We start from the raw sequence: 23,860 nt of genomic DNA on the forward strand, positions 1-23,860 counted from the left end.
TATGACAACCGGGGAAGGATTGGGCGAAAGGTTATCACTTTTTATTAACAAGAGATAACTCAAGACATTCATTGGAGTCGTAGGACTTTCCGAGGGTGAATTAACAAAAATTTATTTTGATGCTGTAAAAGGAGAATATACAGGAAGAATCTCGAATAACGATTGCTCAGAAAACAAAGCCTTCGTCACAGGCCCGTTTTTCTATCGAGCACGCCGGTTTTCATCACTCTCATCTGCTGGGCAAGGTGGTCTGGGGGCATCAGGTGCAGGCTACCGTTCTCGGTTGTTCAGACCGATCCTTGATTCATTCGGATTGACCTACACGTAACTTGGACGAACTTAAGTTTACAAAATATATAAAAGATAATTCAGAATCATTTTTTACACACAAAAAATCACATCATAAGATACTGATGTGATTTCTATGACTTATATTTTTGAATAAATGATCTTTTTAATACGATCGTTGGAAAGACAGAATTGATCAGAGAGTTCATCTATCGTTGAGCCATCGATATATTGTTGACGTATTGCCTCGTTTCTGTGGCTCAAATATTTTCAATTATTTTCTTTGGATATTTTATACTCTTTGCTATTGCGAGGGAAAACGGGTTTTCGAACTTTTCGATCAAGAAAATATGCAATATGTGCAAGAATTAAGAAAAAAATAACCAGGATTAATATATTTAAAAATGCCTTATACCCAATCCTGCTGTAGTCCATAAAAAAATATGGATTGCTCACTTTTGTCCCATTGGGCAAAGTATAGTAAACGTAGCCAAAAAGTCCTGCTATATAAACAAATGGAACATATGCCAGTGGGAAAATCAAAACACAATAAATGTATCTGTATTTTAAGCTTCGTGAACCCACAAACAAAATATAATCTATTAAACATAAAAGAGGGGTAATTAAATGAACGACCACATTGTTAAATCGCCATGGGGTATATTCGTCGTTCATTGAAAAACCAACTGGTACAAGGATAACCCAATAAACTAACAAAGTAAGCAATAAGTCAATCATACAGACCATTTCGAAAGAAGGATAATATCCGTTATTCCCAAAAGCCCCTTTACTTCGCCATTCTCTCACTGTTTTTATTACCAAAATCAAAAAGAGAATAACGCCCAGAGCATTGCTTTGTACGGTATAAAACATCAATTTATCGAGTTCAAACTTGCCTTGAAAAGCGCCTAAGGCACCCAATAAACCTGAAAATGTGAAGACTAATGCGAACAATCTAAAAATAAATGCAAATCTGCGGTCATGAATCATGATTCCATACCCCTTTTGTTTTTCTGAAATTCTTCACAGTTCTGTGCATTTGGCCCGCAATTATATTAAGAGCATTATACTGACACAGGTCGAAATGCTGATAAAATAGTTTGAGGGATGTACATCTTTCTTCCAATTGGTTATTGCTCATGTTAGGACCTCCTAACACTAATGAACTATAAATGAGTGATTTCGCTTCCAGAAAACTGTAAAAATCAAAAAAAAATAGAGCCAAAGCGCGCTCCTTGTGGTAAAAAGTAGTCACCACAAATCTACACAAGGAGACACATGTGCTGAAAACGGTTAAAGAGATCAAAGCGAATCGGTTTGAAAAATTCATGGAATCTGATCCACCGATCACCGGCTCAAATGTGGTCACTCTTCACTCAAATGAATAATATATGGTCAAAATATGGTCACGTATGATTCAGAGGGCAAAATCAAAGCCCCTGACCATAAAGGCCAAGGGCTGAAATCCTTGATGTAATGCGGTTCTTAACGTTTCGAGAACTGAGGCGCACGACGTGCAGCCTTGAGGCCGTATTTCTTACGTTCCTTCATACGTGGGTCACGAGTCAGGAAGCCGGCTTTCTTAAGGGCGCCGCGGTATTCAGGGTCCACTTTGAGCAATGCACGGGAGATCCCGTGACGGATTGCTCCAGCTTGACCAGAAATGCCGCCACCATGTGCAAGAACGATTACATCGTAGTTGCCCAGTGTTTCAGTCAGGTTCAAAGGTTGTTTCACGATCATCTTCAATGTTTCCACACCGAAATATTCGTCCATCTCGCGTTTGTTAATGACAATGCGTCCTTCACCCGGTACAAGGCGAACACGTGCTACCGAATGTTTACGACGACCTGTCCCATAGTATTGTACTTGTGCCATGAAACTGTCCTCCTCTATTCTTATCCGCGAAGTTCGTAAACTTCAGGTTTTTGTGCTGCATGTGGATGCTCGGCGCCTGCATAGACTTTCAATCTCAGCTTCATGTGATCCCCTTGACGAGTCTTAGGAATCATACCGTGAACTGCAAATTCGATCATGCGTTCAGGTTTAGTCTTGATCAGGTCTTCTGCAACAGTGACTTTCAAGCCACCTGGGTGCATCGAGTGACGGTAGTATTTCTTGTTTTGCATTTTCTTGCCTGTCAGGTGAATCTTCTCAGCGTTGATAACAATTACGAAATCTCCAGTATCAACATGTGGAGTGAATTGCGGTTTGTGTTTGCCACGGATCAATGCAGCGGCTTCGCTGGCCAAACGACCAAGTGTCTTGCCTTCGGCATCAATAATGTGCCAAGTGCGTTCAACTTCGTTTGGTTTCGCCATATAGGTGGTACGCATGAATGTTTCCTCCTTGTTCTCGTACGAAAATCATCTGTTTCGTATATCTTGTTTCTCATTGGATTACAATTATGTGAGTTAAAAAAAGCTTATTTGTCGGCATCTTCTTGATCGGGGCTGTGGGATAGCCATCAAGAAAACACAACTTTTATATTACAGCATAAACATGACAAGTGCAAGTGATTTTTAAGCTTATTGACTATAATTTTTCTAAAAAAAGTATAGAACGCTCTCGCCTAAATTCCACCCTCGTCATATTCAACACTCCACAGCGCCAAGCCCTTAGATACGGCCGTTGGTCCTGCCGCCGCCCGATCGCATGCGGCTAGGATATCCGCAACCTTATCCGCATGGTATTTGCCCTCACCCACATGAATCAGCGTTCCCATAATAATGCGAACCATATGCTGCAGAAATCCGCTGCCCGTAATATAAGTGTGAATGACACCCTGGTCTACCGAGTCAGGTCGACACATACTGCGGTCAATCTCCATATGAGCCTCAAAGATCGTCCGGACATGGGAAGTCTTCGTGGACTTCCGTGATGCGAACGAGGTGAAGTCATGGGTACCCAGTAAATGTGTAAGACCTTTCTGCATAGCCGGTATATCGAGTTTCACCGGGTGGTGATGCTGCCAGCGCCGCTGAAACGGATCCGGAAACCGGTTGCCATTAATTGTGTACCGATAGGTTTTGCGCTTTGCTCCTCTACGAGAGTGGAACGATAGCGGAACCTCCCTCGCCTCGGTAACCACGATATCTTGCGGCAACCGGGCATTCAGGGCCAGACACCAGCGTTCAAGCGGGATTTGAGAGGAGGTCATGAAGTTAAACGGCTGTCCATAAGCATGCACACCCGCGTCTGTCCGTCCAGAGGCGGTTATCTTGAGCGCCTCGCCCGTCAGATGGAGTATTGCCTGTTCCAGCCGGTCCTGAATCGTATTGCCCTGAGGCTGGGTCTGAAAGCCATCATAATGGGTCCCGTCATAATTGACTTTCATCAATAGATTGCGCATTCCGTTCTCCTGTCAGTCCATACTTGGTTTTCAAAAAAAAAGAGCCCCGGCGGGAGCTCCTTCTACTCTATACAAGGTGATTCCCGCGGTTAGTTGTACGGCAGGGCCATAGCGCCCCTGCAGCACAATAACGTTTAATACTTTCCTACCCATGCTCCGAGGATCATGGGGGAAAGGGATAATTCCGGAAATCATTACTTGCGTTACTACGCGCGGTCTACCAGTTCAAGATAAACCATAGGCGCAGCATCGCCACGGCGAGGTCCCAGCTTCAGGATACGAGTGTATCCGCCTGGACGCTCTGTGTAACGAGGAGCAATATCAGAGAACAGTTTTTGGATTGCATCTTGTTCACCGTCAACAGTTTCACGACGAACAAATGCAGCTACTTGACGACGAGCATGAAGATCGCCCTTTTTCGCTTTAGTGATCAGTTTCTCAGCGATGGAACGAACTTCCTTCGCTTTGGCTTCCGTTGTCTGGATGCGCTCGTAAAGGAACAGATCCGTTACCATGTCGCGGAACAACGCTTTACGCGCACTGGAATCACGGCCCAATTTTTGGTATGCCATTTGTTTTCCCTCCTTCACTCAAGTACTCAAGCAATCTGTTAACTATTCTTCTGTGCGGAGACCCAAACCAAGTTCCTCGAGCTTCTCTTGAACTTCTTCCAAAGATTTGCGGCCCAAGTTACGAACCTTCATCATATCTTCTTCAGTTTTCGTAGTCAGCTCTTGTACGGTATTAATACCGGCACGTTTGAGGCAGTTGTAGGAACGGACAGAAAGATCAAGTTCTTCGATTGTCATCTCAAGCACTTTTTCTTTTTTGTCTTCTTCTTTTTCAACCATAATTTCGGCGTCTTTCGCTTCGTCCGTAAGTCCTACGAACAATACGAGGTGCTCGTTCAAAATTTTGGCTCCGAGGCTTACAGCCTCTTCCGGTCTGATACTGCCATCTGTCCAAATTTCCAGCGTCAACTTGTCATAGTTCGTCACTTGACCGACACGAGTGTTATCAATGCCGTAATTCACGCGGGAAATAGGAGTGTAGATGGAGTCAACCGGAATAACACCGATTGGCTGGTCGTCGCGTTTGTTCCGGTCTGCTTGGACATAACCGCGACCACGGCCTGCAAAAATACGCATGTGAAGTCTCGCGCCAGGTCCCAGCGTTGCAATATGAAGATCCGGATTGAGGATCTCAACATCGCTATCCGCACGGATATCACCTGCGGTAACGATGCCTTCACCCTCAGCATCAATCTCGAACACTTTCTCTTCATCTGAATGGATCTTCAGAGAAAGAGCTTTAAGGTTCAGAATGATTTCCGTCACATCTTCCATTACGCCAGGAACGGTCGAGAACTCATGCAAAACGCCGTCAATTTGGACCGATGTTACTGCGGCTCCCGGAAGGGAGGAAAGCAGAATCCGGCGAAGCGAGTTCCCCAGAGTCGTGCCATATCCACGTTCCAGCGGTTCAACTACGAATTTCCCATAGGTTCCTTCATCATTGGCTTCTACGGTCTCAATCTTCGGCTTTTCGATTTCTATCACGAGTGTACCCCTCCTTCAAACGTCGCTCCTATATGAAACTGTCACCCCATCAGGTGCATCATGTAGTATGCCTAAACACCTATTATTAGCAGATGCGTCAGAATTATACCACAATCACAATTCTGATTTCACTATACGCGACGACGTTTCGGCGGACGGCATCCATTGTGAGGAACCGGAGTTACGTCTTTAATGAGGTTTACTTCAAGCCCTGCGGCTTGAAGGGAACGGATGGCTGCTTCGCGGCCCGCGCCCGGTCCTTTAACCATAACTTCAACGGACTTCATGCCGTGTTCCATCGCTGCTTTAGCAGCAGTTTCGGCTGCCATCTGCGCTGCAAATGGAGTCGATTTACGGGAACCTTTGAATCCTTGACCGCCGGAGCTAGCCCAGGAAATTGCATTTCCGTGAGGATCCGTGATCGTAACGATAGTGTTGTTGAACGTGGAACGAATATGTGCCACGCCGCTCTCGATATTCTTCCGGTCGCGACGTTTGGTACGTACGACTTTTTTCGGTTTAGCCATTGTCTCTTATCCCCCCTTATTATTTCTTTTTGTTTGCTACCGTACGACGCGGGCCTTTCCGGGTACGGGCATTCGTTTTAGTGCGTTGACCGCGAACAGGCAATCCACGACGGTGGCGAACACCGCGGTAACAGCCGATCTCAGTAAGACGCTTAATATTCAAGGAAATTTCACGACGCAGGTCACCTTCAACCTTAACTGACTTGTCGATCATTTCACGCAGTTTGCTGACTTCATCTTCCGTCAAATCACGGACACGTGTGTTAACGTCAATGCCTGTTTCATTAAGAATTTTCTGGGAAGTCGTTTTACCGATTCCGAAAATATAAGTCAAGGCGATCTCAACGCGTTTATCACGTGGCAAATCCACTCCAGCTATACGAGCCATTTTACGCTACACCCCCTTCTTAACCTTGTTTTTGTTTGTGTTTCGGATTTTCGCAAATTACCATAACAGTCCCTTTGCGGCGGATGACTTTGCATTTCTCGCAAATGGGCTTCACAGAAGGTCTTACCTTCATGTTAATTACCTCCTCAAAGTTTTGCGAAGCAAAACTTTTGTTGTAGTTCCCATCTATTTACGGTAAGTTATACGACCTTTAGATAAATCGTAAGGCGATAACTGCACGACCACTTTGTCTCCGGTTAAGATACGGATAAAGTGCATCCGCAATTTCCCGGACACATGGGCAAGTATTTGATGACCGTTCTCAAGCTCAACCTTAAACGTTGCATTCGGCAACGGCTCAATGACCGTACCTTCGACTTCAATGACATCTTCTTTAGCCACAGTTAGTCTCCTTTCTCATCTGCACTTATTCCAGCAGGTCCGCCATACTTCATCACTGCAAAACGCAGCTTTCCGTTGGTAACCCGGCCGGTTTCTTCCAAACTGTTCACAACCTCACTGCTGATAAAGGGTATGAGCTCCAGATGTTGAATGTTCTTCTTCTTCGGCCCATCAAACTTCCGTTTGTCCCCATCGGCAATATATACAAATCTGCTATCCACAACTGCGATAACAACGGCAGCCTCTCCGGCATCTTTGCCTTTGAGAATTCTCACCAATTGACCAATCTGCGGGCTGCTCTGAGTATTCATCAAGATCACCTACGCATTCAGTTTCGTGAAAATTTCCATGCCGTCCGGTGTAACTGCTACTGTATGCTCGAAGTGAGCACACAATGAACCGTCTACCGTAACGACCGTCCAGTTATCTTCCAGCGTTCTGACATATCTGTCCCCTACGTTCACCATCGGCTCAATCGCGAGTACCATACCCGGTTTCAGACGTGGTCCGCGGTCCGCTATGCCATAGTTCGGAATTTGCGGTTCTTCATGCAGTTTTGCCCCGATGCCGTGACCCACATACTCTCGTACGACGGAGAATCCGGCGTCTTCAATAGTTTGCTGGATCGCATGGGAGATTGTAAACAAGCGCACATCCGGTTTGACTAACGCCAGTCCTGCGTACAAGGAGCCTTCCGTGACGTCCAGCAAGCGCTGAGCTTCATCAGAAATGCTGCCCACTCCGTAGGTCCAAGCGGAATCACCGTGATAACCGCGGTACTCTGCACCGATATCAAGCGTTATTATATCGCCTTCCATCAATTTGCGTTTACCCGGAAATCCATGCACCAATTGTTCGTTGACTGAAGCGCAAATGCTGGCAGGAAAACCGTTGTAACCTTTGAAAGACGGCACAGCACCTTGACTGCGAATGTATTGATCGGCGATTCTGTCGAGCTCTCCGGTTGTGATGCCAGGCTGGATAGCCTCAGCGATCAACCGGTGACTCTCGGCAACAATTCGACCAGCTTCCCTCATAAAGGCAAGTTCCTGCTCGGATTTACAAATGATCATTACATTAACCTCGCAACAAAGATACGATTTCGGAAGTAACGACATTGATTTCGTTTTCTCCGTTTACCTGACGCAAAAGACCTTTATTCTCATAAAACGCAAGCAGCGGTGCTGTCTTGTTATCATACTCATCCAGACGCTTGCCTACGCTCTCTTCGTTGTCATCCGGACGTTGATACAACTCACCGCCATCAATGTCGCAAATGCCTTCTTGCTTCGGCGGGTTGAAAATTAAATGGTAGGATGCTCCGCAAACTCTGCAGATTCTACGTCCCGTAAGACGCGCCATCAGCAGTCCACGGTCTACATTCAAGTTGATTACATGATCCAATGAAATATTGAGGCGGCTTAAGATATCTTCCAGCGCTTCCGCTTGCGAAAGGGTTCTTGGAAAGCCATCCAATAAGAAACCTTTTTCGCAATCGGACTGCTGAAGCCGTTCTTCAACGATCCCAATAGTCACATCATCAGGTACAAGCAAGCCTTGCTCGGTGTAAGATTTGGCCTTCAGTCCAACCGGAGTACCCTGCTTGATTGCCAAGCGGAAGGCGTCACCTGTCGAAATATGCGGAATGCCAAGCTCTTTAACGATAACTCCTGCTTGTGTCCCCTTGCCTGCCCCAGGAGGGCCCATGAATAGAATGTTCACGATTTCTCTCTCCCCCCAAAAGTTCGCCACCAAGCAAGAAACAGCACAATAGGTGCCGGGAAGTCTGTAAATCTCATGCTTCGCCGGAACCTATCCACTATTTATTGATGAAGCCTTTGTAATGGCGTTTGATCAATTGGCTCTCGATCTGCTTCATGGTATCCAATGCTACACCGATAACGATCAGGATGGATGTACCACCAATCTGAACCGAATCAGGTAGACCGGAGAGCTTCCCGAAGAATACAGGAAGTACGGATATAAACGCCAAGAACAGCGCGCCGGACATAGTCAGACGGGACATTACCTTGGTGAGATATTTCTCCGTTGCTTTACCAGGACGAATGCCCGGGATATAACCGCCATTCTTCTTCATGTTATCGGCCATCTGCTGTGGATTCATCTGAACAAACGTATAGAAGAACGTAAATCCAATAATCATCAGCACATACAGAACCATACCGAGAGGCTCATTAAACTTCAGGTTGCCAGCAACCCATTTCGCCCACTCATGTGTTGACCAGAAGCTGGAGAGTACAACCGGGAATTGCAGTAGAGAAACAGCGAAAATGACAGGAATAACGCCTGCTGCGTTAATCTTCAGCGGAATATGCGTATTCTGTCCACCATACATCTTGTTACCGACTACGCGTTTGGCATATTGCACAGGAATCTTACGAATCCCTTGCTGTACGAAGATTACTCCAACAATAATCGCCGCAACCAAGATCAACACGATAACGACTTTAAGAATATTAAGGAACATCTGATCCGGCTGTATAAAGCTGGACTGAGCCGTAGCCGTGATATGTCCCGGTATGGCAGCGACGATTCCCGCAAAAATCAGGATCGAAATCCCGTTTCCTATTCCCTTTTCCGTGATCTGCTCACCCAGCCACATCAGGAACGATGTACCTGCAGTCAGAATGATCGCGATAAGCAGGTAATCCGCAAAGGTTGCATTCGGAATCATCTCAGTGCTGTAGATCCGGTTGAATCCGATTGAAGTCGCAAACGCTTGAATCAGACCGAGCACTACTGTGCCGTAACGGGTGACTTGCGCCAGTTGCTTTTTCCCGTGCTCCCCTTGTTTAGCCCATTCGGCAAACTTAGGGATAACATCCATCGACAGTAATTGCACGATGATCGATGCTGTAATGTACGGGTAAATACTAATCGCAAAAATCGAGAAGTTTTTGAGCGCTCCGCCCGAGAAGGTGTTCAGAAGACCCATCAAAGCGTCGCCGCTTTGATTTGTTGTTTCCAGTACTTCTTTGTTCACACCAGGAACCGGTACAAACGAACCGAGTCGGTAGATGATCAGAACGAACAGGGTAAACAGGATCTTTTTGCGCAAATCTTCAATATGCCATATATTCTTAAGCGTCTTGAACATTAGATCACCTCGGTTTTACCGCCGGCAGCCTCGATTTTCTCTACCGCAGATTGAGAGAACTTATTTGCTTGTACAGTCAATTTAACGGCTAGTTCGCCGTTACCGAGAATCTTAATGCCGCTTTTGGAATTCTTGACAACACCAGTTTCAATCAGCAACTGTGGAGTCACTTCAGTTCCTTCAGCAAAGCTATTCAGATCTTCCAGGTTCACAATCGCATACTCTTTACGGGTAGGATTGATGAAACCACGTTTAGGCAGACGACGATAGAGTGGGTTTTGTCCACCCTCGAAGCCGGGACGAACACCACCGCCGGAACGGGAGTTTTGACCCTTATGACCGCGACCGGAAGTTTTTCCGTTACCGCTACTAGGTCCGCGACCAACGCGATTGCGTTCTTTGCGGGAACCCGGAGCTGGAGCAAGTTCATGTAACTTCATCGTTTGCACCTCCTTATGTTTGTTAATTTATGCGAGGCGTTTAGCCTTCGATTTCTGTAACGGACAGCAAGTGGCTCACTTTGTTGATCATTCCGCGAATTGCAGGAGTGTCATTGTGAACCACGGACGAGTTAGTCTTACGCAGGCCGAGCGTCTTAACAGTAACACGTTGTGTTTCTGGACGTCCAATTACGCTGCGTACGAGGGTAATTTGCAATTTTGCCATTGACGTTCCCCTCCTTAACCGCGCAATTCTTCGACAGATTTGCCGCGAAGTTTCGCGACCTCTTCAATGCGTTTCAGACGGGAAAGACCCTCTAAAGTTGCATTGACCATGTTCATGGAATTCGAAGAACCCAAAGATTTTGTCAAGATGTCGCCAACGCCTGCCAATTCCAATACCGCACGAACTGGACCGCCGGCAATAACGCCAGTACCTTCCGATGCTGGTTTCAGCAGCACGCGTCCTGCGCCGAAATGTCCAGTAACCAGATGGGGAATCGAAGTTCCTACGATTGGAATGTGAATCAGGTTTTTCTTGGCGTCTTCAATGCCTTTACGGATGGCATCCGGAACTTCGCCGGCTTTACCGATACCAGCACCAACGTAGCCGTTGCCATCGCCCACAACAACAAGTGCACTAAAGCTGAAACGGCGTCCGCCTTTTACAACTTTTGCTACACGGTTAATGTGTACAACTCTTTCTGTCAGCTCTAAACTGTTCGGATCTACACGCAAGTCGTTAACCTCCTTTTAAGAAATATTCTAGAATTCAAGACCAGCTTCGCGAGCTGCATCAGCCAAAGCCTGAATTCGTCCATGGTACAAGTATCCACCGCGGTCAAATACAACCACTGCATACCCTTTAGCTTTAGCACGCTCAGCGATCAGTTGACCTACTTTGCTTGCAGCTTCAACGCTGCCGCCATTGCCGATTGTAGCGCTCAGATCTTTATCAAGTGTCGAGGCAGATACGATTGTAACGCCTGTCACGTCATCGATCAATTGAGCGTAGATGTGTTTCGAAGAACGGAACACGTTCAAACGTGGACGCTCAGTAGTTCCCTGGATTTTTTTACGAACACGCAGGTGTCTTTTGAGACGAGCCTTGTTTTTATCCTCTTTTGTAATCATGACTTCCCTTTCACTCCCTTCAGTTTGCCGTAAACAGCTTCACTTTAAGATGCACGGGGTATCTTACAATGAAGAGTAAGCCGATTATTTCTTCTTACCGGCTTTACCTTCCTTGCGGATGATACGCTCGCCTTCATATTTAATACCTTTACCTTTATACGGTTCTGGTTCACGTACGGAACGGATTTTGGCAGCATAAGCGCCAACGCGTTCTTTATCGATACCTTTAACGATGATCTTCGTGTTCGCAGGAACTTCGAACTCGATGCCCGCTTCCGGTGTAATTTCAACCGGGTGGGAGTAACCAACGTTCAGAACGATTTTATCTCCGGATTTGCTTGCACGATATCCGACCCCAACCAGCTCCAGAGATTTCGAGAAACCTTCAGTCACACCGCTCACCATGTTGTTGACAACGGAGCGGGTTGTGCCGTGAAGTGAACGATGCAATTTGTTGTCCGACGGGCGGACAACGGTGATTTCGTTATTTTCAACTGTAACCTTCATGTCTTTATGAAGCTCACGAGTCAAAGTGCCCTTAGGACCTTTTACTGTAATAACGGCGTTGTCCAAAGTGACATCTACACCGCTAGGTACTGCGATTGGTTTGCGACCAATACGAGACATGTGTTGCACCTCCTTATCTTGTGACGTTTATTACCAAATGTAGCAGACAACTTCTCCGCCCGATTTTGATTGACGAGCTTCTTTGTCGGTCATAACTCCCTTAGATGTGGAGATAATCGCGATTCCTAGGCCGCCGAGTACACGAGGCACTTCATTGCTCTTCGTGTAAACGCGAAGGCCTGGTTTACTGATTCTTTTCAGACCAGAGATAACACGCTCTTGGTTAGGGCCGTATTTCAAGAAGATACGGATAATCCCTTGTTTGCTATCTTCAACGAATTCCGCATCACGGATGAAACCTTCACGCTTCAAGATGTCCGCGATTTGTTTTTTCATAGTAGAAGCAGGCATTTCTACTGTCTCGTGACGCACAGTGTTGGCGTTACGAATACGAGTAAGCATATCTGCAATAGGATCAGACATAGTCATGTGTGTAAACCTCCTTCCCGTTTATAAACTTCTTACCAACTTGCTTTTTTCACGCCAGGGATCTGGCCTTTATAAGCTAACTCACGGAAACAAATTCTGCAAATTTTGAACTTTTGCAGTACCGAATGTGGACGACCGCAACGCTCACAACGTGTATATGCACGTACTTTGAACTTAGGCTCGCGTTGTTGTTTAACTTTCATCGAAGTTTTTGCCACTTTAGCCTGACACCTCCTAAACAGTTTCGGAGAAATGGATGATTCTTACTTAGCGAAAGGCATTCCCAGCTGATTCAGCAGCTCACGGGATTCCTCATCCGTCTTTGCAGTCGTTACGATAACGATGTCCATACCACGGACCTTATCCACTTTGTCATACTCGATTTCTGGGAAGATCAGTTGTTCTTTAAGACCAAGCGTGTAGTTACCACGGCCGTCAAAGGCTTTAGTGGAAACACCGCGGAAGTCACGTACGCGTGGAAGCGTCACGTTGAACAATTTGTCCAGGAAGTAATACATACGCTCGCCGCGCAGTGTTACTTTAACCCCAATCGGCATATTTTCGCGCAGTTTGAAACCGGCGATGGATTTTTTAGCTTTAGTGATTACTGGCTTTTGACCAGCGATCAGTTGCAAGTCATTAACTGCAGCATCAAGTACTTTGGAGTTCTGAACAGCGTCACCCACACCCATGTTGATGACAACCTTCTCGATCTTAGGTACTTGCATAACAGTTGTATAGTTAAACTTCTGCATCAGAGCAGGTGTTATTTCATTCAAATAACGTTCTTTCATTCTTGCTGCCATGAAGATTTACCTCCTTTCTTTAGGACTGTATTAGTCGATAATCTCTCCGGATCTCTTTGCTACCCGAACCTTCTTACCGTTATCGAGTACTTTGTAACCGATACGAGTAACTTTACCGCTCTTCGGATCGATGTGCATTACGTTGGACACATGAATCGAAGCTTCTTGTTCGATGATTCCGCCTTGCGGATTCAACTGGTTAGGCTTCTGGTGTTTTTTCACCATGTTCACGCCTTCTACCAGGACGCGGTTTTCACGAGGATAAGCAGCGATGACACGGCCTTTTTTACCTTTGTCTTTCCCGCTGATCACAAGTACCACATCATCTTTCTTCACATGCAGTTTATTGTTATGGGATTCCAGAACTTTTTTCACTCTAGGCATTTATTACACCTCCTATGACTAACCTTCTCAGAACTTCACGTTACTTTAGGGGTAACTTTTTTAGATTACTTCCGGTGCCAAGGAAACGATCTTCATGTAGTCTTTATCGCGAAGTTCGCGAGCAACTGGTCCGAAGATACGTGTTCCGCGCGGGCTTCTGTCGTCTTTAACAACAACAGCTGCATTTTCGTCGAATGCGATGTAAGAACCGTCTTTACGGCGTACAGAACGTTTAGTACGAACAACCACCGCTTTAACGACATCACCCTTTTTGACAACGCCGCCTGGTGTTGCTTGTTTAACGGAACAAACGATCAGATCACCGATTGCTGCTGTACGGCGTCCAGTACCACCCAGTACGCGGATACACATCAGTTCCTTCGCACCAGAGTTATCAGCCACATGCAAACGTGTAAATGGTTGAATCATTATTAATTTCCTCCTTCCGGAAAGGCTCTGCTCATTATCTTAGATGATAACCGCTTTTTCAACCACTTCAACAAGTCTCCAACGTTTGTCTTTAGACAAAGGACGAGTTTCCATGATTTTCACAGTATCACCGATTTTAGCAACGTTTTCCTCATCATGTGCTTTGAATTTATTCGTAGACTTGATGCGTTTGTGATACAAATTGTGTTTCTTATAGGTTTCAACAGCAATTACGATGGTTTTATCCATTTTGTCGCTGACTACTTTACCGATCAGCACCTTACGTGCATTACGTTCTTCGCTCATAGTTAGCCTCCTTCCTGATTACGGATCATTAATCCGCCCTCACTTAGCTGATCCCGAGTACTCTTTGATGGATAACGGTTTTAGCACGAGCTATTTCCTTACGCACATCACGAATCCGAGTCGGGTTATCCAATTGGCCAGTTGCCAATTGAAAACGGAGATTGAAAAGTTCTTCTTTGAATCCTGCGATCTTTTGTTCAATCTCGGCAGTGGTTAAGTTGCGAAGTTCATTAGCTTTCATTTGCTTCACCACCCAATTCTTCACGTTTCACAAACTTAGTCTTGATAGGCAGCTTGTGAGCGGCAAGACGCATCGCTTCACGAGCGATTTCTTCCGACACGCCTCCGAGTTCGAACATAATCTTGCCCGGTTTAACTACGGCTACCCATTTCTCAACGTTACCTTTACCACTACCCATACGAACCTCAAGAGGTTTTTGAGTAATAGGCTTATCTGGGAAAATCTTGATCCAAACTTGACCGCCACGTTTGATGTAACGTGTCATTGCGATACGGGCAGCTTCGATCTGACGGTTAGTGATCCAAGACGGCTCCAAAGCTTGCAAGCCGAATTCGCCGAAGTTCAATTCGGTACCGCCTTTTGCCATACCCTTCATGTGACCGCGTTGTTGCTTGCGGTGTTTAACGCGTTTTGGTACCAACATGATTAGTTGCCTCCTTCCTGAGCAGCTTGTTTCTTAGCTGGGGGAAGAACTTCTCCACGGTAGATCCATACTTTTACACCGATACGGCCGTAAGTAGTATGTGCTTCAGCCGTTCCGTAATCGATATCGGCACGAAGCGTATGAAGTGGAACTGTTCCTTCGCTATAACCTTCTGAACGGGCAATCTCAGCGCCGCCAAGACGTCCGCCAACTTGAGTTTTAATTCCCTTTGCACCGGAACGCATAGTTCTTTGAATCGCTTGTTTCAGAGCACGACGGAACGATACACGACGTTCCAATTGTTGTGCAATGCTTTCAGCAACAAGAATTGCATCCAGTTCAGGGTGCTTAATTTCGTTGATGTTGATGTGAACCTTTTTGCCACCAGCGATAGTTGTAACTGCGCTGCGAAGTACTTCTACTTCTGCTCCGCCTTTACCAATTACCATACCTGGTTTAGCAGTGTGAATTGTAACGTTCACGCGGCTTGCCGCTCTTTCGATCTCGATGCGGGAAACAGCGGAATCCTTCAACTTACCTTTAAGGTATTCCCGGATTTTGACGTCTTCCATTAAAAGAGTACCGAAATCTTTGCCTGCATACCATTTAGATTCCCAATCGCGAATAATTCCGACTCGGAGTCCGACTGGATTTACCTTTTGACCCACGTGTTATCCCTCCTTATTTCTCAGATACCACCAAAGTAATGTGGCTGGTACGTTTATTGATCCGACTTGCACGGCCCATGGCGCGTGGACGGAAACGCTTCATCGTAGGACCCTGGTTAACGAAAACTTCGCTAACGAACAAACTGTTCACGTCCATAGAGTAGTTATGCTCAGCATTGGCGATCGCCGAGTTAAGCAACTTCTCAACTACTGGAGAAGCGGATTTTGGAGTGTGGCGAAGAATTGCAATTGCTTCCCCCACTTGCTTGCCGCGAATCAAGTCAACAACCAGTTTCGCTTTGCGAGCGGAAATCCGCACCGATCTTGCATGTGCTTTTGCTTCCATTGTTTTCCCTCCTCTCAAACGAAGACCTTAATTATCTTCTTGTTTTCTTATCGTCACCCGCGTGGCCTTTGTAAGTACGTGTTGGCGCGAACTCGCCCAACTTGTGACCTACCATATCTTCCGTTACGTATACTGGCACGTGTTTACGGCCGTCATATACACCAAACGTATGTCCGATAAACTGAGGGAAAATGGTAGAGCGACGGGACCAGGTTTTAACAACGACCTTCTTATCTGCCTCGTTCAATTCCTCAACTTTTTTCAGCAGGTAGCCATCGATGAACGGCCCCTTCTTTAAACTGCGACCCATGTGTGAATCCTCCCTTCATCCGGTTCTTCAAACCGCGAATCGACGCTTCGCGTTAAGCTAACTTGCCAGAAGCGTCTTATTTCGTGCGGCGGCGAACGATATATTTATCAGATGCTTTGTTTTTCTTACGCGTTTTGTAGCCGAGGGTTGGTTTGCCCCAAGGTGACATAGGCGATTTCCGTCCGATTGGAGCGCGGCCTTCACCACCACCGTGTGGGTGATCGTTAGGGTTCATTACAACACCGCGTACTTCAGGACGTTTGCCCAGCCAGCGACTGCGTCCGGCTTTACCAATCTTGATCAGTTCATGATCACCGTTACCTACGGATCCGATCGTTGCACGGCATACGCTGAGGATTCTGCGAACTTCACCGGAAGTCAAACGAACAGAAACGTATTTTTCTTCTTTACCCAGCAATTGAGCTTCTGTACCGGCAGCGCGTACCAACTGGCCGCCTTTGCCTGGTTTAAGTTCAATGTTGTGGATAACTGTACCGACTGGAATGTTCGCCAGCGGAAGGCTGTTACCAATTTTGATGTCAGCCGCAGGGCCGGACTCAATCTTATCCCCAACTTTAAGGCCTTGAGGAGCGAGGATGTAACGTTTCTCTCCATCGGCATAGTGGATCAAAGCAATATTTGATGTACGGTTCGGGTCATACTCGATCGTAGCAACGCTACCTGGTATGCCGTCTTTTGTACGTTTGAAGTCGATGATACGGTATTTACGTTTGTGTCCGCCGCCATGGTGACGAACTGTAATTTTACCTTGGTTGTTACGGCCCGCATGTTTGAACAGCGGCGCAAGCAAAGATTTCTCTGGCTCATTTGTTGTAATTTCTTCAAACGTAGACACGGACATGTTACGTCTGGCCGGAGATGTCGGTTTGTACTTTTTGATTGGCACTGTATTCCCTCCTTACTTTACAGAGTATTATTCTACCGCTTCAAAGAATTCGAGCGGTTTGCTGTCCGGGCTGAGCTTCACGATGGCTTTTTTCCACTCTGGAGTATATCCGGAGTATTTGCCGTAACGTTTCAATTTGCCAGGTACGCGCATTGTGTTCACACTAACTACTTTAACTTTGAAAATAGCCTCGACAGCTTTTTTGATTTCGGTCTTGTTAGCACGGATATCCACTTCAAAAGCGTATTTCAATTCGCTCATGTATTCGGATGTGCGTTCCGTAATCACCGGACGTTTGATAATATCACGAGGATCTTTCATTACGCGAACACCTCCTCTACCTTCAGAACTGCTTCTTTAGTGATGATCAGTTTGTCGTACGTCAGTACGTCAAGAACATTGATGCCGTCAGCCGCTACGAATTTCACCCCAGGGATGTTACGAGCGGAAAGTGCCACATTGTCATCATAGCTAGGAGCTACGATCAGGGCTTTGCTGCCTACTTTAAGATTGTTCAGAATCGCCGCGAATTCTTTCGTCTTCGGAGCATTCATTGTCAAGCTATCCAATACGATGATGTCATTCCCGAGTACTTTCGAGGACAACGCGGATTTGATGGCCAAACGGCGAACTTTCTTAGGCAGTTTCCAGGAATAGCTGCGTGGTGTTGGTCCGAAGACTACGCCGCCGCCTTTCCATTGTGGAGAACGAATGGAGCCTTGACGAGCACGACCTGTACCTTTTTGTTTCCAAGGCTTACGTCCGCCGCCACGCACTTCAGAACGTCCTTTTACTTTATGTGTACCACGACGAAGGGAAGCTCTTTGCATAAGCGCAGCTTCGTGCAGAACATGCACATTCGGTTCAATACCGAACACTGTATCGCTCAATTCAACTTCGCCAACTTCGTTACCACTAATATTAAAAAGTGTTACTTTTGGCATTTCATGTTCCTCCTTTCTTCAGTAATTATTTCTTAACGGTTTGTTTAACTTTCACAAAGCTGTTTTTAGGACCTGGAATAGCGCCTTTAACCAGCAATACGTTACGTTCAACGTCTACTCTGATGATTTCAAGCTTTTGAACCGTTACGGTCGTGTGACCCATATGTCCTGGCAGGCGTTTGCCCTTTGGAACACGGTTAGCTTGGATGGAACCCATGGAACCTGGTCTTCTGTGGTAACGCGATCCGTGTGCCATTGGTCCGCGGCTTTGTCCCCAGCGTTTGATAACACCTTGGAAACCTTTACCCTTAGATGTACCTGTTACGTCAACAAATTCGCCTTCAGCGAAGATATCAGCCTTCAGCTCTTGTCCAACCTCGAGTGCCCCGAGGTCAACACCGCGAATTTCGCGAACGTAGCGCTTAGGTGTTGCATTTGCCTTTTTGGCGTGACCCTGTTCAGGCTTGTTGGAGCGACTTTCCTTCTTGTCGGAAAAGCCCAACTGCACTGCTTCATATCCGTCGATATTCAGGTCTTTCTTTTGCAGTACCACACAAGGACCAGCTTCGATAACCGTAACCGCGATTACGTTACCTTCTGGAGTAAACACTTGAGTCATACCGAGTTTTTTTCCTAAGATACCTTTCAATGTTGACACCTCTTTTCTTTTCCTAGTTGCTTTAATAGATAGTATTACAATTTGATTTCGATATCTACACCGGACGGTAGATCCAAGCGCATCAAGGCATCCACAGTTTGTGGTGTTGGGTTCACAATATCGATCAAACGTTTGTGAGTCCGTTGTTCAAACTGTTCACGGGAATCCTTGTACTTGTGTACCGCACGGAGAATAGTAATGATTTGCTTCTCAGTTGGCAGCGGGATCGGCCCGGATACACCAGCACCCGAACGTTTTGCTGTTTCAACGATTTTCTCTGCGGATTGATCAAGAATTCTGTGGTCGTATGCTTTCAAGCGGATACGAATTTTTTGCTTTGCCATTTTAGTCCCTCCTTCTATCGCCCAATTTATTATCGGACATACTCCGTGAAAATTTTCTGACGTCGACCTCATGGCAAAGGGGCCGGGTGTGTCAGTAACCTCTCACATCATCGCAACGTCTCAGAACAACATTTATTATTATATATAATAGGCGGACACTTTGCAAGCGAAAATACAAAACAACTCATGATTTTTTTCACAAGTTGTTTTCTTTCTATATATATGGCACATATGTAGTCGTTCCTAATTAAAGACCCTCTGTAGCTGATCGGAAATACTCCGCTGAGGCGGCAGATTGTGCCGTTGTAGAGCCGATTCCTTCGATAGTTTGAATCAACACTCTTATCTCTTGTTCTACGGTCACAATTTCCTGGGTGCTGGTCTGCATGGAATCCACGATTTCACTAAACAGCCGGCTGGTCTCAAGCGATTGATGTTTACCGCTCTTAGTCAGTTCCTGTACCTTGCGGATCTCTTCAACAACCTGAGAGGTCAGCCTCCCTGATAGATCGGTTAGCTCGCCGATGCGTACAACTGTATTCTTGGTATCCTCGGCTAGCCGGTTGACCTCCTGCGCAACTACGCTGAAGCCTCTACCATGCTCTCCAGCCCTCGCAGCTTCTATAGTAGCATTGAGTGAAAGAATTTTGGTCTGATCAGCAATTTCCTGAACAGCTGCAACAATCTTCTGGATCTGCCGAGATGAGCTGCTTAGTTCATCCACCGACCGTTCCATTTCATTGGTGCTTTCATAAATCAGATGAATTTGACCGGTAAGGCTGTCCAAGTGCTCATGCCCGTCCCTAGCCATCCCCTGAGACTCCTTAGCCGAACTTGCAGTTCGTTGGAATGTACTACTCACTTCGTTACTGCTTGCCACCAGCTGCTCTACAGCAGCGTTAGTATCCATACTGAGATCTATTAGCTCACCGCTGAATTCTACGATTTTTTGCTTCAGTTCATTTTTTACAATTAAGTACTGCTCTTCCTTCTCTCTGATGTTTTCCTTCTCATACGCTTCCAGTACCAGCTGTTGCTCCAAATTCAGCAGTTTGGTTATAGTCTGAACCACTTTTAAGGTCTCGTTTTCTTTCAGGGATTGATTATATACAGCTGTAATGAATACATTTTGCAGGTTTTGAAAAGCCGACAAGTACCATTTTGGCTCCAGTCCGACCCTCTTATGTATCTTCGCAATGCTGAGACGTTTGGCAATGTAATGTTCATCAACGTTTCCATCGAAGATTTCAATAATATGCTGCTTTAAAGTCTTTTTTAACCGTTCAATACTGCTGTGTTCAAGGATAATCGCTTCCAGTTTACCGACTCCAAGCACAGTCTTGTAAAACTGGTCGGTTATGATGTCGATATCTCTTTCTACAACCGGTTTCAATAGACGCAGAAGCGTAAGATCTTCCTCAGTCAAGTCAATCATTCGCATCTGTTCATTGAGTTCCTCATGCCCGTCAAGGGTATGAAAAGACTGTGTGGCAGTGGGTACAAGATTCTTGCTGTCCATTGAGTGCACTTCGGGAGATTCCTCGCTTGTGTTACGTGATGTTAGACCATGCATAAAAGAAAAAGGACATTTCCCCATACTTCCACTCTCCCTGAATTTCCTGAAAATAACATCGCTGATATAGAAATATTTTACTCTATGGATAGAATAATTGTAAAGAATTTTAAGTAATATTTTGTTGAATAATGTTGAAAAATAAGTTATTCGGACCGTTATTTTGTCGTATATTGTCGTTTCTAGATTCTATTCTTTCATTTCTGCCATTTGATTCAGTGCTTTTAGATCTAAAATGTCTACCGTTCTTTTACGGACCGTGATAATCCCCATACTTTCCAGATAATTCAGCTTGCGGCTAAGTGTTTCGGCAGTGGCTCCAATCATAGCGGCGAACTCTTTTTTGGCAGCCGGCAAATCAATGCTGTTACCTTGTACACGGGAGGAATCCTCCGATTGATTTCTGTTATGCAGATAAAGCAGCAACCGGGCGAGGCGTTTTTCTACATCATATATATGCATTGCACCAGCCAGCTCTTCGGCTTGATGCAACTGTTCGCTCATTGACATTAAAAAGCTGAATGCAAGCGCCGCGTTGTTCTCCAATAAAGGAACAAATTGTTTGCGGTGCATCCGGCATACACTTCCACTCTCTACAACTTCGGCTGTTACATAATTTTGTTTGTGGTGCAGCAAAGCAAACTGTCCGAAATAGTCGCCGGGGAACAGGAATCGGAGGATATGCTGCTTGCCTTCTTTATTGCTCTGCGTGAGCTTAATGAGGCCACTCTTCACTACAAAAAGCGAATCTGACTCTTCTCCCTCTCGGAATACAAGACTTCCTTTAGCATAATAGCTCGATTCTACTATCGCTTCTACCATTACCAATTCTTCATCTGATAGATTCTTGAATACGGGCACCTGAGAAACACAAGAATGAGAATTGCATACTGTGCATTCCATTCACTCACCATCCTTTCCGCTATTCTCACCATAACAAGGATCCTAGTGCTGCCCAGTGACTGCCCTCACAACTTTTTTTAAAAAACTTGATCTGCATCAAGGAATATATTATCAATATCCGTCACAATAGGTCCTATAGAGAGATCTAAAGGAGATGGAGTATCTATGCTGCAATATACCTTCGAAGATATGAAAAGTATGGACAGATCTGTGCTTGGCAACATGGTTCCGCTTGAATTATTCCGCACCATCCGCCTTATCGGAATGAACCAGGGTCTCCCCCTTGGCGGTAAAGGAACTACACTTACTGTTGGCCGAAAAATCGGTGAGAGTCTACCAGTGAACACACTCGAGGAGTTACTACAACTATTCGAGGATTTGAAAATAGGGATTCCACGCATCCTGCATGAGGATGACCGCAAGATCAATATCGCGGTGGAGGACTGCTTTTGTAAAGGTCTCCCGACGCTGGAGGAAGAGAAGCTGATTTGTGATTTGGAAGGAGCTATTCTGGAAGGGGCTTTATCCAAAATCATGGGAAGACGGATATCCGTCAGAGAAGTAAAATGCAATGCTGCAGGTCATGAGCATTGTGAGTATGAAGTTAAACTTTAAAACAATAATAAAAACGAAGGTTGGGATTAATGATGGAGAAAAAGACATTAGTAGAGGCAATTCAATATCAGGAGGAACGGTTTACAAAAAAAATCCTGTTTCAAAAAGGCGATAGTGTAATGTTTATGCTTAATTTCATGCCAGACCAACAGCTTCCAGCACATAAGCATCCCGGAGCAGATGTATTCATCCTTGCTCTGAAGGGAAACGGCATCATTAATGTTAACGATGTAGAGCAGGATCTAGCTGAAGGTGATGTTATCCACCTCGCCGGTGATGAATCCTTTTCCTACCGTAACAATGGTCATCAGCCTGCAAGTTTGCATGTGGTAATATCCAAAGTTCCAGGCCCAGCGTACACCCAAGAAATATCCTAATCGTTTCTTTTGAATTCAACTCTATTTCCGGGTCTTTATAAGGAAATAGAGTTTTTTTTATGCAAAAAAACAGGGAATCTTCCGGAGAAGAATCCCTGCCTTTATGGTTCAGCACTATCCTAACGGATAGAACCGAATTATTTTTGGATGGAAGCTACGCTACCTGCTCCAACTGTACGTCCGCCTTCGCGAATGGAGAATTTAGTACCTTCTTCAATAGCGATTGGGGAGATCAGGGAAACAGTTACTGTGATGTTGTCACCAGGCATAACCATTTCAGTACCTTCTGGCAGGTTGATGATGCCAGTTACGTCAGTTGTACGGAAGTAGAACTGTGGACGGTAACCAGTGAAGAATGGTTTGTGACGTCCGCCTTCTTCTTTAGTCAGAACGTAGATCTGAGCAGTGAACTCAGTGTGTGGTTTAACGGAGTTCGGCTTAGCAATTACTTGGCCGCGCTCGATCATGTTACGGTCAACACCACGCAGAAGTGCGCCGATGTTGTCGCCTGCTTGAGCGGAATCCAGCAATTTACGGAACATTTCTACGCCCGTAACTACGGATTTCTTAGTTTCTTCATGAATACCAACGATTTCGATTTCTTCTCCGACTTTAACTGTTCCGCGTTCTACGCGACCAGTTGCCACAGTACCGCGGCCAGTAATGGAGAATACATCTTCGACAGGCATCAAGAAAGGCTTGTCAGTTTGACGCTCTGGAAGCGGAATGTACGTATCAATCGTTTCGAACATCTCAACGATTTTTTGTGCATAATCGCCATCAGGGTTTTGAAGAGCTTCACGAGCAGATCCACGGATGATTGGAGTATCATCGCCTGGGAAATCATATTCGCTCAGCAAGTCGCGAACTTCCATTTCAACCAGTTCAAGCAACTCTTCGTCTTCAACCATGTCGCATTTGTTCAAGAATACAACGATGTAAGGAACGCCTACTTGACGGGACAGCAGGATGTGTTCGCGAGTTTGTGGCATAGGGCCGTCAGCTGCGGATACAACCAGGATAGCTCCGTCCATTTGCGCTGCGCCAGTGATCATGTTTTTAACATAGTCGGCGTGACCAGGGCAGTCTACGTGTGCGTAGTGACGGTTAGGAGTTTCATATTCAACGTGAGCTGTGGAGATAGTGATACCACGTTCGCGTTCTTCAGGAGCCTTATCGATTTGGTCGAATGCTACAGCAGCGCCACCGTATTTTTTGGACAATACAGTAGTGATTGCAGCAGTCAGAGTTGTTTTACCATGGTCGACGTGACCAATAGTACCGATGTTAACGTGTGGTTTGTTACGTTCAAACTTTGCCTTTGCCATTTGAACAGTTCCTCCTTATTGTGGGGTTCCTTA

The 23,860-nt window shown here is 45.7% G+C and carries 40 protein-coding genes and 1 pseudogene; 3 read left to right on the forward strand and 38 right to left on the reverse strand.

Annotated elements, in window-relative coordinates; all coding sequences use genetic code 11:
- Positions 1 to 158: 158 nt before the first annotated feature.
- A pseudogene (locus tag ACAN56_RS32140) lies at positions 159 to 308 on the forward strand (IS701 family transposase); the annotation flags it as partial.
- 250 nt (positions 309 to 558) lie between these two features.
- On the opposite strand, the gene ACAN56_RS32145 reads toward ACAN56_RS32140, so the two are convergent.
- The 37 genes from ACAN56_RS32145 to ACAN56_RS32325 form a co-directional block, all read right to left on the reverse strand.
- The gene (locus tag ACAN56_RS32145) at positions 559 to 1,278 is read right to left on the reverse strand and encodes a Pr6Pr family membrane protein (protein ID WP_038597034.1); all 720 of its coding nucleotides are present in this window, start codon (positions 1,276 to 1,278) and stop codon (positions 559 to 561) included.
- A 495-nt stretch (positions 1,279 to 1,773) separates the two neighbouring features.
- Complete coding sequence (gene rpsI, locus ACAN56_RS32150; protein ID WP_025706574.1) at positions 1,774 to 2,166, reverse strand: 30S ribosomal protein S9; 393 nt, start codon at positions 2,164 to 2,166, stop codon at positions 1,774 to 1,776.
- 20 nt (positions 2,167 to 2,186) lie between these two features.
- Positions 2,187 to 2,624 (reverse strand): 50S ribosomal protein L13, encoded by a 438-nt coding sequence (gene rplM / locus ACAN56_RS32155; RefSeq protein ID WP_038597038.1) that lies wholly within the window; start codon positions 2,622 to 2,624, stop codon positions 2,187 to 2,189.
- A gap of 236 nt (positions 2,625 to 2,860) precedes the next feature.
- A complete protein-coding gene (gene truA, locus ACAN56_RS32160) occupies positions 2,861 to 3,640 on the reverse strand; it encodes a tRNA pseudouridine(38-40) synthase TruA (RefSeq protein ID WP_038597040.1) in 780 nt (259 codons plus the stop codon).
- Positions 3,641 to 3,846: 206 nt separating this feature from the next.
- Complete coding sequence (gene rplQ, locus ACAN56_RS32165; protein ID WP_019908254.1) at positions 3,847 to 4,212, reverse strand: 50S ribosomal protein L17; 366 nt, start codon at positions 4,210 to 4,212, stop codon at positions 3,847 to 3,849.
- 42 nt (positions 4,213 to 4,254) lie between these two features.
- Positions 4,255 to 5,199, reverse strand: a complete 945-nt coding sequence (locus ACAN56_RS32170) for a DNA-directed RNA polymerase subunit alpha (protein ID WP_036680585.1) — start codon at positions 5,197 to 5,199, stop codon at positions 4,255 to 4,257.
- 131 nt (positions 5,200 to 5,330) lie between these two features.
- Entirely contained in the window at positions 5,331 to 5,726 is a 396-nt protein-coding gene (gene rpsK, locus ACAN56_RS32175) for a 30S ribosomal protein S11 (RefSeq protein ID WP_020427052.1), read from the reverse strand.
- Positions 5,727 to 5,745: 19 nt separating this feature from the next.
- Positions 5,746 to 6,114: a 30S ribosomal protein S13 gene (gene rpsM, locus ACAN56_RS32180; RefSeq protein ID WP_020427053.1), complete on the reverse strand. Its 369-nt coding sequence runs from the start codon at positions 6,112 to 6,114 to the stop codon at positions 5,746 to 5,748.
- 19 nt (positions 6,115 to 6,133) lie between these two features.
- Positions 6,134 to 6,247: a 50S ribosomal protein L36 gene (rpmJ, locus tag ACAN56_RS32185; RefSeq protein ID WP_003322638.1), complete on the reverse strand. Its 114-nt coding sequence runs from the start codon at positions 6,245 to 6,247 to the stop codon at positions 6,134 to 6,136.
- Between the two features lie 53 nt (positions 6,248 to 6,300).
- Positions 6,301 to 6,516 (reverse strand): translation initiation factor IF-1, encoded by a 216-nt coding sequence (infA, locus tag ACAN56_RS32190; RefSeq protein ID WP_018753971.1) that lies wholly within the window; start codon positions 6,514 to 6,516, stop codon positions 6,301 to 6,303.
- Positions 6,517 to 6,518: 2 nt separating this feature from the next.
- Positions 6,519 to 6,827, reverse strand: coding sequence for a KOW domain-containing RNA-binding protein (locus tag ACAN56_RS32195; protein WP_038597045.1), 309 nt, complete (start codon positions 6,825 to 6,827; stop codon positions 6,519 to 6,521).
- A 9-nt stretch (positions 6,828 to 6,836) separates the two neighbouring features.
- Positions 6,837 to 7,589, reverse strand: coding sequence for a type I methionyl aminopeptidase (gene map, locus ACAN56_RS32200; RefSeq protein WP_341096601.1), 753 nt, complete (start codon positions 7,587 to 7,589; stop codon positions 6,837 to 6,839).
- 4 nt (positions 7,590 to 7,593) lie between these two features.
- Positions 7,594 to 8,238 (reverse strand): adenylate kinase, encoded by a 645-nt coding sequence (locus ACAN56_RS32205; RefSeq protein WP_379147899.1) that lies wholly within the window; start codon positions 8,236 to 8,238, stop codon positions 7,594 to 7,596.
- Between the two features lie 97 nt (positions 8,239 to 8,335).
- Entirely contained in the window at positions 8,336 to 9,634 is a 1,299-nt protein-coding gene (gene secY, locus ACAN56_RS32210) for a preprotein translocase subunit SecY (RefSeq protein WP_038597052.1), read from the reverse strand.
- Complete coding sequence (rplO, locus tag ACAN56_RS32215; RefSeq protein WP_020427058.1) at positions 9,634 to 10,074, reverse strand: 50S ribosomal protein L15; 441 nt, start codon at positions 10,072 to 10,074, stop codon at positions 9,634 to 9,636. The genes secY and rplO overlap by 1 nt, the downstream gene beginning before the upstream one ends.
- 40 nt (positions 10,075 to 10,114) lie before the next feature.
- Complete coding sequence (gene rpmD / locus ACAN56_RS32220; protein WP_019908243.1) at positions 10,115 to 10,300, reverse strand: 50S ribosomal protein L30; 186 nt, start codon at positions 10,298 to 10,300, stop codon at positions 10,115 to 10,117.
- 14 nt (positions 10,301 to 10,314) lie between these two features.
- Complete coding sequence (gene rpsE / locus ACAN56_RS32225) at positions 10,315 to 10,812, reverse strand: 30S ribosomal protein S5 (protein WP_036652980.1); 498 nt, start codon at positions 10,810 to 10,812, stop codon at positions 10,315 to 10,317.
- 27 nt (positions 10,813 to 10,839) lie between these two features.
- Positions 10,840 to 11,208, reverse strand: coding sequence for a 50S ribosomal protein L18 (gene rplR / locus ACAN56_RS32230; protein WP_038597055.1), 369 nt, complete (start codon positions 11,206 to 11,208; stop codon positions 10,840 to 10,842).
- An 84-nt stretch (positions 11,209 to 11,292) separates the two neighbouring features.
- Entirely contained in the window at positions 11,293 to 11,835 is a 543-nt protein-coding gene (rplF, locus tag ACAN56_RS32235; protein WP_038597058.1) for a 50S ribosomal protein L6, read from the reverse strand.
- 30 nt (positions 11,836 to 11,865) lie between these two features.
- Positions 11,866 to 12,264: a 30S ribosomal protein S8 gene (gene rpsH, locus ACAN56_RS32240; protein WP_019908239.1), complete on the reverse strand. Its 399-nt coding sequence runs from the start codon at positions 12,262 to 12,264 to the stop codon at positions 11,866 to 11,868.
- A gap of 32 nt (positions 12,265 to 12,296) precedes the next feature.
- Positions 12,297 to 12,482: a type Z 30S ribosomal protein S14 gene (locus ACAN56_RS32245; protein ID WP_036589425.1), complete on the reverse strand. Its 186-nt coding sequence runs from the start codon at positions 12,480 to 12,482 to the stop codon at positions 12,297 to 12,299.
- 45 nt (positions 12,483 to 12,527) lie between these two features.
- Positions 12,528 to 13,070, reverse strand: a complete 543-nt coding sequence (gene rplE / locus ACAN56_RS32250) for a 50S ribosomal protein L5 (RefSeq protein ID WP_038597061.1) — start codon at positions 13,068 to 13,070, stop codon at positions 12,528 to 12,530.
- Positions 13,071 to 13,100: 30 nt separating this feature from the next.
- Positions 13,101 to 13,454, reverse strand: a complete 354-nt coding sequence (gene rplX, locus ACAN56_RS32255; protein ID WP_019908235.1) for a 50S ribosomal protein L24 — start codon at positions 13,452 to 13,454, stop codon at positions 13,101 to 13,103.
- Between the two features lie 60 nt (positions 13,455 to 13,514).
- On the reverse strand, positions 13,515 to 13,883 hold the full coding sequence (gene rplN / locus ACAN56_RS32260; protein WP_019908234.1) for a 50S ribosomal protein L14: 369 nt from the start codon (positions 13,881 to 13,883) through the stop codon (positions 13,515 to 13,517).
- 39 nt (positions 13,884 to 13,922) lie between these two features.
- Positions 13,923 to 14,189 (reverse strand): 30S ribosomal protein S17, encoded by a 267-nt coding sequence (rpsQ, locus tag ACAN56_RS32265; protein ID WP_038597064.1) that lies wholly within the window; start codon positions 14,187 to 14,189, stop codon positions 13,923 to 13,925.
- A 43-nt stretch (positions 14,190 to 14,232) separates the two neighbouring features.
- Positions 14,233 to 14,430, reverse strand: coding sequence for a 50S ribosomal protein L29 (gene rpmC, locus ACAN56_RS32270; RefSeq protein ID WP_019908232.1), 198 nt, complete (start codon positions 14,428 to 14,430; stop codon positions 14,233 to 14,235).
- Complete coding sequence (gene rplP / locus ACAN56_RS32275) at positions 14,420 to 14,854, reverse strand: 50S ribosomal protein L16 (RefSeq protein WP_036652954.1); 435 nt, start codon at positions 14,852 to 14,854, stop codon at positions 14,420 to 14,422. Before rplP ends, rpmC begins: the two co-directional genes overlap by 11 nt.
- Positions 14,855 to 14,856: 2 nt before the next feature.
- Positions 14,857 to 15,522: a 30S ribosomal protein S3 gene (gene rpsC / locus ACAN56_RS32280; RefSeq protein WP_038597067.1), complete on the reverse strand. Its 666-nt coding sequence runs from the start codon at positions 15,520 to 15,522 to the stop codon at positions 14,857 to 14,859.
- A gap of 13 nt (positions 15,523 to 15,535) precedes the next feature.
- Positions 15,536 to 15,868 (reverse strand): 50S ribosomal protein L22, encoded by a 333-nt coding sequence (gene rplV, locus ACAN56_RS32285; RefSeq protein WP_019908228.1) that lies wholly within the window; start codon positions 15,866 to 15,868, stop codon positions 15,536 to 15,538.
- Positions 15,869 to 15,899: 31 nt separating this feature from the next.
- Positions 15,900 to 16,178, reverse strand: coding sequence for a 30S ribosomal protein S19 (gene rpsS / locus ACAN56_RS32290; RefSeq protein ID WP_038597069.1), 279 nt, complete (start codon positions 16,176 to 16,178; stop codon positions 15,900 to 15,902).
- 76 nt (positions 16,179 to 16,254) lie between these two features.
- Positions 16,255 to 17,085 carry a 50S ribosomal protein L2 gene (rplB, locus tag ACAN56_RS32295; RefSeq protein ID WP_038597071.1) on the reverse strand — a complete coding sequence of 277 codons (831 nt, stop codon included), beginning with the start codon at positions 17,083 to 17,085 and terminating at the stop codon, positions 16,255 to 16,257.
- A 27-nt stretch (positions 17,086 to 17,112) separates the two neighbouring features.
- Positions 17,113 to 17,406: a 50S ribosomal protein L23 gene (gene rplW, locus ACAN56_RS32300; RefSeq protein WP_019908225.1), complete on the reverse strand. Its 294-nt coding sequence runs from the start codon at positions 17,404 to 17,406 to the stop codon at positions 17,113 to 17,115.
- Positions 17,406 to 18,029 (reverse strand): 50S ribosomal protein L4, encoded by a 624-nt coding sequence (gene rplD / locus ACAN56_RS32305; RefSeq protein WP_038597074.1) that lies wholly within the window; start codon positions 18,027 to 18,029, stop codon positions 17,406 to 17,408. The genes rplW and rplD overlap by 1 nt, the downstream gene beginning before the upstream one ends.
- Before the next feature lie 25 nt (positions 18,030 to 18,054).
- Entirely contained in the window at positions 18,055 to 18,678 is a 624-nt protein-coding gene (rplC, locus tag ACAN56_RS32310) for a 50S ribosomal protein L3 (protein ID WP_076112955.1), read from the reverse strand.
- Positions 18,679 to 18,722: 44 nt separating this feature from the next.
- Positions 18,723 to 19,031, reverse strand: a complete 309-nt coding sequence (gene rpsJ / locus ACAN56_RS32315; protein ID WP_017692074.1) for a 30S ribosomal protein S10 — start codon at positions 19,029 to 19,031, stop codon at positions 18,723 to 18,725.
- A gap of 247 nt (positions 19,032 to 19,278) precedes the next feature.
- Positions 19,279 to 20,550 (reverse strand): protoglobin domain-containing protein, encoded by a 1,272-nt coding sequence (locus ACAN56_RS32320; RefSeq protein WP_379147907.1) that lies wholly within the window; start codon positions 20,548 to 20,550, stop codon positions 19,279 to 19,281.
- A 243-nt stretch (positions 20,551 to 20,793) separates the two neighbouring features.
- Positions 20,794 to 21,426, reverse strand: a complete 633-nt coding sequence (locus ACAN56_RS32325; protein ID WP_197073632.1) for a Crp/Fnr family transcriptional regulator — start codon at positions 21,424 to 21,426, stop codon at positions 20,794 to 20,796.
- Positions 21,427 to 21,672: 246 nt separating this feature from the next.
- Here ACAN56_RS32325 and ACAN56_RS32330 point away from each other — a divergent pair, with 246 nt between their 5' ends.
- Both ACAN56_RS32330 and ACAN56_RS32335 read left to right on the forward strand, forming a co-directional pair.
- Complete coding sequence (locus ACAN56_RS32330; protein ID WP_038597084.1) at positions 21,673 to 22,122, forward strand: V4R domain-containing protein; 450 nt, start codon at positions 21,673 to 21,675, stop codon at positions 22,120 to 22,122.
- Positions 22,123 to 22,151: 29 nt separating this feature from the next.
- Positions 22,152 to 22,499 (forward strand): cupin domain-containing protein, encoded by a 348-nt coding sequence (locus ACAN56_RS32335; protein ID WP_379147910.1) that lies wholly within the window; start codon positions 22,152 to 22,154, stop codon positions 22,497 to 22,499.
- Positions 22,500 to 22,636: 137 nt separating this feature from the next.
- Here the strand turns inward: ACAN56_RS32335 and tuf are convergent, their stop codons facing one another.
- The gene (gene tuf, locus ACAN56_RS32340) at positions 22,637 to 23,827 is read right to left on the reverse strand and encodes an elongation factor Tu (RefSeq protein ID WP_038597087.1); all 1,191 of its coding nucleotides are present in this window, start codon (positions 23,825 to 23,827) and stop codon (positions 22,637 to 22,639) included.
- Positions 23,828 to 23,860: the final 33 nt, after the last annotated feature.

The organism is Paenibacillus paludis, from assembly GCF_042610515.1.
In the GTDB taxonomy this organism is placed as follows: domain Bacteria; phylum Bacillota; class Bacilli; order Paenibacillales; family Paenibacillaceae; genus Paenibacillus_AQ.

What these genes read in the sequence shown, in the direction of transcription:
- rpsM (WP_020427053.1), bottom strand. Translation starts at nt 6,114, where the DNA reads ATGGCTCGTATAGCTGGAGTGGATTTGCCACGTGATAAACGCGTTGAG.
- ACAN56_RS32145 (WP_038597034.1), bottom strand. Translation starts at nt 1,278, where the DNA reads ATGATTCATGACCGCAGATTTGCATTTATTTTTAGATTGTTCGCATTA.
- secY (WP_038597052.1), bottom strand. Translation starts at nt 9,634, where the DNA reads ATGTTCAAGACGCTTAAGAATATATGGCATATTGAAGATTTGCGCAAA.
- rplF (WP_038597058.1), bottom strand. Translation starts at nt 11,835, where the DNA reads ATGTCTCGTATTGGTCGCAAACCAATCGCAGTACCTAGCGGTGTAGAT.
- rplR (WP_038597055.1), bottom strand. Translation starts at nt 11,208, where the DNA reads ATGATTACAAAAGAGGATAAAAACAAGGCTCGTCTCAAAAGACACCTG.
- rpsS (WP_038597069.1), bottom strand. Translation starts at nt 16,178, where the DNA reads ATGGGTCGCAGTTTAAAGAAGGGGCCGTTCATCGATGGCTACCTGCTG.
- rplV (WP_019908228.1), bottom strand. Translation starts at nt 15,868, where the DNA reads ATGGAAGCAAAAGCACATGCAAGATCGGTGCGGATTTCCGCTCGCAAA.
- rplD (WP_038597074.1), bottom strand. Translation starts at nt 18,029, where the DNA reads ATGCCAAAAGTAACACTTTTTAATATTAGTGGTAACGAAGTTGGCGAA.
- rpsQ (WP_038597064.1), bottom strand. Translation starts at nt 14,189, where the DNA reads ATGAGCGAAGAACGTAATGCACGTAAGGTGCTGATCGGTAAAGTAGTC.
- rpmC (WP_019908232.1), bottom strand. Translation starts at nt 14,430, where the DNA reads ATGAAAGCTAATGAACTTCGCAACTTAACCACTGCCGAGATTGAACAA.
- rplM (WP_038597038.1), bottom strand. Translation starts at nt 2,624, where the DNA reads ATGCGTACCACCTATATGGCGAAACCAAACGAAGTTGAACGCACTTGG.
- rpmJ (WP_003322638.1), bottom strand. Translation starts at nt 6,247, where the DNA reads ATGAAGGTAAGACCTTCTGTGAAGCCCATTTGCGAGAAATGCAAAGTC.
- rplN (WP_019908234.1), bottom strand. Translation starts at nt 13,883, where the DNA reads ATGATTCAACCATTTACACGTTTGCATGTGGCTGATAACTCTGGTGCG.
- rpmD (WP_019908243.1), bottom strand. Translation starts at nt 10,300, where the DNA reads ATGGCAAAATTGCAAATTACCCTCGTACGCAGCGTAATTGGACGTCCA.
- rplW (WP_019908225.1), bottom strand. Translation starts at nt 17,406, where the DNA reads ATGAAAGATCCTCGTGATATTATCAAACGTCCGGTGATTACGGAACGC.
- ACAN56_RS32330 (WP_038597084.1), top strand. Translation starts at nt 21,673, where the DNA reads ATGCTGCAATATACCTTCGAAGATATGAAAAGTATGGACAGATCTGTG.
- rplP (WP_036652954.1), bottom strand. Translation starts at nt 14,854, where the DNA reads ATGTTGGTACCAAAACGCGTTAAACACCGCAAGCAACAACGCGGTCAC.
- ACAN56_RS32320 (WP_379147907.1), bottom strand. Translation starts at nt 20,550, where the DNA reads ATGGACAGCAAGAATCTTGTACCCACTGCCACACAGTCTTTTCATACC.
- rpsK (WP_020427052.1), bottom strand. Translation starts at nt 5,726, where the DNA reads ATGGCTAAACCGAAAAAAGTCGTACGTACCAAACGTCGCGACCGGAAG.
- tuf (WP_038597087.1), bottom strand. Translation starts at nt 23,827, where the DNA reads ATGGCAAAGGCAAAGTTTGAACGTAACAAACCACACGTTAACATCGGT.
- rpsH (WP_019908239.1), bottom strand. Translation starts at nt 12,264, where the DNA reads ATGACTATGTCTGATCCTATTGCAGATATGCTTACTCGTATTCGTAAC.
- rplE (WP_038597061.1), bottom strand. Translation starts at nt 13,070, where the DNA reads ATGGCAGCAAGAATGAAAGAACGTTATTTGAATGAAATAACACCTGCT.
- rpsJ (WP_017692074.1), bottom strand. Translation starts at nt 19,031, where the DNA reads ATGGCAAAGCAAAAAATTCGTATCCGCTTGAAAGCATACGACCACAGA.
- ACAN56_RS32325 (WP_197073632.1), bottom strand. Translation starts at nt 21,426, where the DNA reads ATGGTAGAAGCGATAGTAGAATCGAGCTATTATGCTAAAGGAAGTCTT.
- truA (WP_038597040.1), bottom strand. Translation starts at nt 3,640, where the DNA reads ATGCGCAATCTATTGATGAAAGTCAATTATGACGGGACCCATTATGAT.
- map (WP_341096601.1), bottom strand. Translation starts at nt 7,589, where the DNA reads ATGATCATTTGTAAATCCGAGCAGGAACTTGCCTTTATGAGGGAAGCT.
- rpsI (WP_025706574.1), bottom strand. Translation starts at nt 2,166, where the DNA reads ATGGCACAAGTACAATACTATGGGACAGGTCGTCGTAAACATTCGGTA.
- ACAN56_RS32195 (WP_038597045.1), bottom strand. Translation starts at nt 6,827, where the DNA reads ATGAATACTCAGAGCAGCCCGCAGATTGGTCAATTGGTGAGAATTCTC.
- rplO (WP_020427058.1), bottom strand. Translation starts at nt 10,074, where the DNA reads ATGAAGTTACATGAACTTGCTCCAGCTCCGGGTTCCCGCAAAGAACGC.
- ACAN56_RS32335 (WP_379147910.1), top strand. Translation starts at nt 22,152, where the DNA reads ATGATGGAGAAAAAGACATTAGTAGAGGCAATTCAATATCAGGAGGAA.
- rplQ (WP_019908254.1), bottom strand. Translation starts at nt 4,212, where the DNA reads ATGGCATACCAAAAATTGGGCCGTGATTCCAGTGCGCGTAAAGCGTTG.
- rplX (WP_019908235.1), bottom strand. Translation starts at nt 13,454, where the DNA reads ATGCCTAGAGTGAAAAAAGTTCTGGAATCCCATAACAATAAACTGCAT.